Below are 7,546 nucleotides of genomic sequence, written 5' to 3' on the forward strand. Positions count from 1 at the left end.
GCGTTGTCAGAATTCGTCCATGTTCCAGTTGCCGATCTCGCCTTCGATGCCCTCGCCACCACGGCGGCCATTGGCACCGAAGCTGAAGACGTCGATATCGCCATGGCGCCCGGGGTTCAGGTACTGGTAGGGGTTGCCCCAGGGGTCGCTGGGCAGGCGGTCCATATAGCCCCCCTGGCGATACTGAGGGGCCTCGGGCCCGCTGCGCGGTCGCTCCACCAGTGCATCCAGCCCCTGGTCGGTCGTCGGGTAGCGGAAGTTGTCCAGGCGGTAGAGGTTCAGGGCGCTTTCAAGGGTGCGTATATCCTGCTTGACCTTGGTGATGCGGGCGTCGTCCGGACGGTCCATGACGCGCGGGACCACGATGGCCGCGAGGATGCCGAGGATGACCACCACCACCATGATCTCGATCAGGGTAAAGCCGCGGGCGCCACGAGACAGGGGACGCCCGGGAAAGGCAGAGCGGGGAGCTTGCATGTTCAATTCACCAGCTGGTTGAGTTCAAAGATCGGCAGCAGGATGGCGAGCACGATGGTCAGGACGATGCCGCCCATGGTCAGAATCAGCAAGGGTTCGAACAGGCCCATGCTGACGCTGATACGCGCTTCGACCTCTTGTTCCTGCGTCTCGGCGGCCCGTTCCAGCATCTCGGTCAGGCGCCCGCTGGATTCGCCGCTGCGGATCAAGTGTACGGTGATCGGCGGGAAGTATCCCGTCTCCTCCAGGGCCTGGCCAATGCTGCTGCCCTCGCGAATCTTGGCCGCGGCGTCCTCCACCGCAGCGCGCATGGGCCGGCTGGCAATGACCTCGGCCCCGGTACGCAGTGCCTCCAGCAGCGACACGCCGCTGGCGGCCAGGATGTTCAGGGTGCGGGCAAAACGGGCGGTATTGAGTCCCCGGACCAGGCGGCCCAGGAGGGGAAGACGCAGGACCAGCCGGTCGAACTGCATGCGCGGGCCAGGCCGCCGCAGCCAGCGGGTGAGTAAGATCAACAAGACAACCAGAATGCTCAGCGCGTACAGGCCGTAGGCGCGCAGGAGATCGCTGGTGCTGATCAGCACTCGGGTCAGGGCAGGCAACTGCTGGTCCAGCCCCTCGAAGACCTGGACCACTTCGGGGACGACATAGACCACCAGCCCAACGGTCACGCCCAGCGCCACCAGGGTCAGGATGACCGGGTAGATCAGGGCGAGCATGACTTTTTGCCGCAGCGCGTGACGATTTTCGAGGTATTCGGCGAGGCGTTCCAGTACCAGGTGCAGATGCCCGGAGGCCTCGCCGGCCGCGACGGTGCTGCGGTAGATATCGGGGAACACGCGGGGGAATGCGCCCAGCGCTTGTGCAAGGGAGTGCCCCTCCATGACCCTCGTGCGCACGGCGCTCAGGATGTTGCGAACCTTCTGCTTTTCGGACTGGCGGGCGACGGTCGCCAGCCATTCCTCGACGGGCAACCCGGCGCGCGCGAGTGTGGCCATCTGGCGGGTTGCCAGCGCCAGGTCGAGCGCGCTGACACTGCCCGTCATGCGCCCCGCGGGGCGGCGACTGCTGCGGGAGCTCGGCGTGGATGCGCCGATTTCGTGCAGGGCAAGCGGGGTCAGGCCTTCGCTGCGCAACTGCGCTCGCACGCCCCGAGCGGTATCCCCTTCGGTTACGCCCTTGCGGGTCCGGCCGGCGGCGTCCAGCGCCTGGTATTCGAAAGCGGGCATGTCCCTATGCCGAACGTTTCATGGATTCGCGTGCGGATCGCGCAGGATGCTGGCCGCATCGGGGCTCTTCCGGGGAGGGGCCGTACCGGGTCGTACGGTCGGACGAGGCCCATCCCCGGTGCGGGCAAGAGACAAGCAAGAACGTGCGCCGTGCATGCAACATCCGGCTTAGCCCGCCTCGGTGACGCGCAGCATTTCTTCGAGGCTGGTCGTGCCGTCCAGCACGCGGCGGCAGGCATCGGCGCGCAGGCTGACGCCGTGCTCGCGCGCTGTACGGATCATGGCCTGTTCACTGGCGTTGTCGTGAATGAGCGCGCGCAACGGCTCGGTGATCTCTACCAGCTCGTAGATGCCGGTACGTCCCCGGTAACCCAGCTGGTTGCAGGTCGTGCAGCCGCGTGGGCGGTACAGGGTGGGCGGGGAGTCGGGGGCGACCCCCAGCAGCTCGCATTCGCGGGTGGAGGCCGTATACGGTTCCCGGCAGTCCTTGCAGAGGACCCTTACCAGCCGCTGGGCGAGAACCCCGGTCAAGGTCGAGGCCAGCAGAAACGGTTCCACGCCCATATCCCGCAGACGCGTAATCGCGCCAATCGCGGAGTTGGTATGCAGCGTCGAGAAGACCAGGTGCCCGGTCAGGCTCGCCTGCACCGCGATCTGGACGGTGTCGACATCGCGGATCTCGCCGACCATCACGACATCCGGGTCCTGGCGCAGGATGGCTCGCAACCCGCGGGCAAAGGTCATGTCGATACGGCTGTTGATCTGGGTTTGCCCGATGCCGTCGAGGTAATACTCGATCGGGTCTTCGACGGTAAGGATGTTGCGGCTACGGTCGTTCAGTCGGGTCAGCGCGGCGTACAGCGTGGTGGTCTTGCCGGACCCGGTCGGGCCGGTCACCAGCACGATGCCGTGCGGTCGGGATACCACGCGTTCCAAGGTGGCATGGGTATCCGCATCCATGCCGAGATGGGTCAGATCCAGGCGTCCGGCCTGTTTGTCCAGCAGCCGCATCACCACGCGCTCCCCATGGCCAGAGGGCAGGGTGGAGACGCGCACATCCACCGCCCGTCCCGCGACCTTCAGGGAAATGCGGCCATCCTGCGGTAGTCGCTTTTCGGCGATGTCCAGGCGTGCCATCACCTTGATGCGCGAGACGATCAGCGGCGCGAGGCCGGCCGGGGGCGTCAGGACTTCGCGCAGCACGCCGTCCACACGCAGGCGGACAGCGAGCCGGTTTTCGAAGGGTTCGATGTGGATGTCCGATGCGTTTTCGCGTACCGCCTCGGTGAGCAGCGCATTGATGAGCCGGATGATCGGGGCATCATCCTCGGCCTCGAGAAGATCCTGCGGCTCGGCGAGTGACTCCGCGACACTGGACAGATCGAGGTGGTCATCCAGCCCCTCCATCGACTCCATCGCCCGCGAACTGGACGCCTCATAGCGTTCGTGCAGGCGCTGTTCGAAGATCTTTTCATCGACGGTCTCCAGCGCGAGCGGTTCGGGGCTGCGGCGGCGCAGCTCCAGCAGACCTTGCGGGTCGGCATCCTGGCGCAGGAAGACCTGGCGCTTGCCGGCGACCACATCGCCCGGTACCGCCCCGAAGCGGCGGGCGAACGAATAGCTCACCGAAAACGCGCCGGCCGCCGATGGTTCGGGCGCATCTGCTTCTGCCTGCATGGGTTCCCGAGGGCTCTGCGCGTTCATGACTGCTGTTGCGTCAGGAGGTCAGTCACGATTGCCATAGATATCGTCGAAGCTCGGCGGGAGCTGGGTCAGGCGCTCCCATTCGGGCAGCGTCGGGCTGCTCCGGCGCTGGGTCCGTGCCTGCTCGCGCAATTGTTCGCCACGGATGAAGCTGTACTTCTCGCTGGTCAGCTCGGCCCCTCGCGCGTGGTCCCGCACGATACGCGGATGCAGGAACACCATCAGGTTGCGTTTTTCCGTCTGGTTGCGATCCGCCCGGAAGAGCTGTCCCACCGCCGGGATGCTCCCCAGTCCGGGAACGCGGGCCTGGCTGTCCGTTTGTTGTTCTTCGATCAGGCCGCCGAGCACCAGCATGTCGCCGTCATCCACCAGGACGTGGGTCTTCAGTGTCCGGGTGTTGGTGATCAGATCGGCGGCGCCGAATGTGCCCGGTGCCAGCTGCGATACCTCTTGTTCGATCTCCAGGCGGACCGCATTGCCCTGATTGATCTGCGGACGCACGCGCAGCTTCACCCCGACATCTTCGCGCCGAATGGTGTCGAAGGCCTGCCCGGAGTCCTCGATCGATCGGCCAACCACGAAGGGGACGTTCTGGCCCACCACAATCTCGGCCTCTTCGTTGTCCAGGGTCAGAAGGCTGGGGGTCGACAGGATGTTGCTGGAACTGTCGCGTTGCAGCAGGTTGATCAGAGCGGCAATCCGACTGCTTCCGGTTGAGCCTATCCCCCCTGCGGTCAGGCCATCCCCGACGCCCGGCGGGGCGGAAACACGCCCGTCGAGGAATGCCTCCACGCCGGCCGCGAGTTCCAGGATGCCGCCTGAGCCGGCCCCGGAAAAGTTGAGGATGCCGGCGCCGCTGTTGCCGAGCGCTCCCCACTGGACGCCCAGATCCTGCACCCGGTCCGAGGAGACCTCGGCGATCACCGCTTCCACCAGGACCTGTGCGCGCCGGATGTCGAGCTGGTCCACGATGATGTCGAAGTCCCGCAGGAACGCGCCCGGTCCGTAGGTCACCACCGCATTGGTAGGCTCGTGGGCCTCGATATGGATGCTGCCCCCGCCTGGGATGTCGCCGTTCACTTCGGGGCTTTTTTCGGCGATGTTGCGCAGCAGTTCTGCAACTTCGCCGGCGCGTGCATACTTCAGGTAATGCACCCGCGCGTTCACTTCTTCCGTCTCGCGGTCGAGCTGGGCAACCAGCCCGCGCAGGCGCAGGCGGGATTCGTCGCGTCCGGACAGGATAATGGCGTTGCTGCGGTGATCGGCGAGGACCTGTGGGGGGCCGAGTCCCCCGGCGTCGCCCTGCGCCAGCACCTGCAGTTGCTCGGCGATTTCCCCTGCGCGCGCATGGCGGAGCTCGATGACCTCAAAGTCATCCGCCATCGGCAGGTCCATGCGTTCGACCAGATTGCGGATGCGTTGCACGTTGCGGCGCGTATCGGCAATCAACAGCGTATTGGATCCGGCCGTTGCGGCCAGGTGTCCACCCTGCGGGATGAGCGGGCGCAGAATCGGCACGAGCTGGGCAGCGGCGACATGGCGCAGTGCCATGACGTGGGTCACGAGGCTGCCGCTGCGCAAGTCCGGGTCGGCCTCCACCTCGAGGTCAAGGATCGAGGGGGCGTCCAGCCTGCCCTGGGTGTCGGGCACGATGCGGGTGGATGACTCGCCCGGGATGGCGGCGAAACCCTGGATCTTGAGGATGTCGTGGAACAGTTCCATGAGCTCATCCCGGGGCACCGGGCGGCTGGAAACTACCGTGATGTTGCCGCGCACCCGCGAATCTACAATGAAATTGGTTCCGGTTTCCTCGGACACGAGATCGATCAGATCGCTGATGTCCGTGTCGCGGAGATTGAGGGTCAGCTCGTCCGCCGCGGCGGGCCCCGCTGCGCATAACAGGGACAGGGCGAGGGTGAGCAGGCGCAGTCGGAAACTCATTCGGTCAACTCGATGGTAAGTGGCAGGGTTTGCCCGTCACGTTCAACGGTGAGCTGGACCCGGTCGGCATGCTCGAGTCCGGCGAGGATTTGCCCAGGGTCGCCAATATCGCGGATTTGCTGCCCCTGAACCGATGTGATGATGTCGCCCCGCTGCAGGCCCGCGCGTCGGAACTCGCGCAGGTTGCGTGTCGGGGTAATCTGAACCCCTGCCAGTGTGCCATCACGCATTACGGGTTGTGCGCGAAAAGAGTTCAAGGCTCGTTCCGGAGACTCCAGCCAGCGGGCACGGCTCACGCGGCCGGCGGGCTCCGAGGTTTGCCGGGGCGGGGTAGCCCTGGTCTCGCGGACGCGCACGTCCTCGCCGCGGGGGAGTCGCAGGGTTTCCAGTCGGCCTTCGCGTTCCAGAATGACCCGGTCCGGATGCACTTGATGCAGCGTTGCCAGCTCATCCCCGATCGTGTCGCCGGCATGGTAGAGCGCGACATTCGACCTGCCGGCGGAGATGATGGCACTACCGCCGCCATCCCCGGTCGCCAGCACCCCGACAAGCTCGAGGCTCAGGCGCGTATCGGGGGCGTGTTCAATCGCCCCCGACGGGGTCTCCCGGAGGCTCCCGAACGGAGCGAACTCCGCACTTCTTGCAAAGCCGGATGGTGCCGGCTCGTCGGTTTCCGCAGCCCGGTGTGTGTGTTCGGTACGGGTCTGATCCATGCGCTCCACGCTGTATGGCGCGTGGTTGTGCCCCGGAGCGACGATGGTCCACACCAGCCCGGCGATTACCCATGCGCTGGCCGCAAGCAGGCCGACACTGAGCAGCCAGGGCAGATGAGTGGGCGCGAATCGGGGCAACAGGTTCATGGTCAGCAGGGCGTGCGCGTTGTTCGTGTGCAGGGTTCCCGCTCGGGTTGGCGGGTCAAGGCGCCACGGATGAATCTGCACACTGGCGTTGGTATTCCGAGGCAAGCTGCGTAGTGCAGCGGGTAACGGTGCTGCCCGTATATGGTGGATCACGAACGGCCGCGGGAATCGTGCCCCGAGCCATCTGTAGCAAAATGCCTGTGCGACAGTCACCGCGCATCAAATGCACGCAAATGCGACCGGAGCGCGACTGCGTGCATCCATCCATCTTTCTTTAACCGGTTCCTGGCCAGGAAGCAGGCTATTGTCTCCCGGTGGTTCCACTCAGCATGAGCCGCCGTACGGGGCGCGCCCTTTCGCTGGGTACGGGCCCGGATGGAACCTTATGGCATCAGCGGCTCTACTTGCCCTGCCATCGGTACAATCCCGGCAAACTCGAAATTTACCACAGACCGTGCCGCCTCGGTCGTATGGGCCGCAGCGCTTGTGCGCCATCCCATCAGGGATACGCCCCGCGCCCGGTGCCGTGGAAATCTCGCAGGCCGTCTCGTAGGCTCACCAGCCTGTACATCCCTTTCTGGAGACACCGTGGCTCACATCCTGAACCCGTATGCCGACGATCAGCCCGAGTCGAAGCACATCGTGCTGCGTGCCCGCAGTGGCCAGCAGGTCCAAGCCGACTTCACCTTGCAGGACCGACGCGGTCGCGAGAGTGCGGCGGAATACCTGTTTCACCTCTACTCCACCATCAAGCAGAAGCTGGACGAACCGGTCCTGGATACCGCCGCGCCAGCGCCGGATGATCAGGCCGCCATGCAGCGGCTGATCCTGTACTCGGCCGGCGCCCACGACACCATGTTCGGCACCTTTGATGCATCCAGCACTTCCTCGGAGATGCCGGAGGACGAGCGCAACGAATTCGTGGAGATCTTCCTTCTGGCCTGCGCCACGGTCATTGAGGGCCAACGGATCACCGTCGACCTCCAGCGCGGCCTCGTCACCGCCGAGACGGCCTGAACGCAACGGCCCACTGGCCTGTGAAATTCGAAGGTAGACCCACTGCTGTCCCACTTAATTCAACGAGATAGCCCGATTCCTGGGCCGTTTTCGATACAATGGTTTCACCACAAAACGTTGAATCGAAACGAGGAATCGGGCTATGGCCTACCATGCTACTGTACTTCGTCAGCTTCTCCAATCCGTGCCACGACTTGAATTCGAGCGCCTGGCGACGAAGCTGGATGGACCGCGCCGGAGCGATGCTCTTTCCCGCTGGAGCCAGTTCCTGGCGCTGGTGGTCGGGCATGTGGGGCAGCGGCACAGCCTGCGTGATAT

Annotated in this window: 7 protein-coding genes; 2 read left to right on the forward strand and 5 right to left on the reverse strand. The window is 65.1% G+C overall.

The window, feature by feature from the left end; translation table 11 throughout:
• Positions 1 to 6: 6 nt before the first annotated feature.
• The 5 genes from gspG to gspC form a co-directional block, all read right to left on the reverse strand.
• The gene (gene gspG, locus G332_RS0105745) at positions 7 to 477 is read right to left on the reverse strand and encodes a type II secretion system major pseudopilin GspG (RefSeq protein WP_026340638.1); all 471 of its coding nucleotides are present in this window, start codon (positions 475 to 477) and stop codon (positions 7 to 9) included.
• 2 nt (positions 478 to 479) lie between these two features.
• On the reverse strand, positions 480 to 1,706 hold the full coding sequence (gene gspF, locus G332_RS0105750) for a type II secretion system inner membrane protein GspF (RefSeq protein WP_019626049.1): 1,227 nt from the start codon (positions 1,704 to 1,706) through the stop codon (positions 480 to 482).
• A 168-nt stretch (positions 1,707 to 1,874) separates the two neighbouring features.
• Positions 1,875 to 3,383 (reverse strand): type II secretion system ATPase GspE, encoded by a 1,509-nt coding sequence (gene gspE, locus G332_RS0105755; protein ID WP_019626050.1) that lies wholly within the window; start codon positions 3,381 to 3,383, stop codon positions 1,875 to 1,877.
• A 48-nt stretch (positions 3,384 to 3,431) separates the two neighbouring features.
• Positions 3,432 to 5,351 carry a type II secretion system secretin GspD gene (gspD, locus tag G332_RS0105760; protein WP_019626051.1) on the reverse strand — a complete coding sequence of 640 codons (1,920 nt, stop codon included), beginning with the start codon at positions 5,349 to 5,351 and terminating at the stop codon, positions 3,432 to 3,434.
• Complete coding sequence (gspC, locus tag G332_RS0105765; RefSeq protein WP_019626052.1) at positions 5,348 to 6,211, reverse strand: type II secretion system protein GspC; 864 nt, start codon at positions 6,209 to 6,211, stop codon at positions 5,348 to 5,350. The genes gspD and gspC overlap by 4 nt, the downstream gene beginning before the upstream one ends.
• A 588-nt stretch (positions 6,212 to 6,799) precedes the next feature.
• Between gspC and G332_RS0105770 the strand changes: the two genes are divergently transcribed.
• Together G332_RS0105770 and G332_RS13865 are read left to right on the forward strand one after the other, a co-directional pair.
• Positions 6,800 to 7,228 (forward strand): hypothetical protein, encoded by a 429-nt coding sequence (locus G332_RS0105770; protein WP_019626053.1) that lies wholly within the window; start codon positions 6,800 to 6,802, stop codon positions 7,226 to 7,228.
• 142 nt (positions 7,229 to 7,370) lie between these two features.
• Positions 7,371 to 7,546: DUF4372 domain-containing protein (locus G332_RS13865; protein WP_156000761.1), on the forward strand; the 176-nt coding region annotated here is incomplete at its 3' end.

The organism is Thioalkalivibrio sp. ALJT (genome assembly GCF_000381825.1).
Classification (GTDB): Bacteria; Pseudomonadota; Gammaproteobacteria; order Ectothiorhodospirales; family Ectothiorhodospiraceae; genus Thioalkalivibrio.

What these genes read in the sequence shown, in the direction of transcription:
- gspG (WP_026340638.1), bottom strand. Translation starts at nt 477, where the DNA reads ATGCAAGCTCCCCGCTCTGCCTTTCCCGGGCGTCCCCTGTCTCGTGGC.
- gspF (WP_019626049.1), bottom strand. Translation starts at nt 1,706, where the DNA reads ATGCCCGCTTTCGAATACCAGGCGCTGGACGCCGCCGGCCGGACCCGC.
- gspC (WP_019626052.1), bottom strand. Translation starts at nt 6,211, where the DNA reads ATGAACCTGTTGCCCCGATTCGCGCCCACTCATCTGCCCTGGCTGCTC.
- gspD (WP_019626051.1), bottom strand. Translation starts at nt 5,351, where the DNA reads ATGAGTTTCCGACTGCGCCTGCTCACCCTCGCCCTGTCCCTGTTATGC.
- gspE (WP_019626050.1), bottom strand. Translation starts at nt 3,383, where the DNA reads ATGCAGGCAGAAGCAGATGCGCCCGAACCATCGGCGGCCGGCGCGTTT.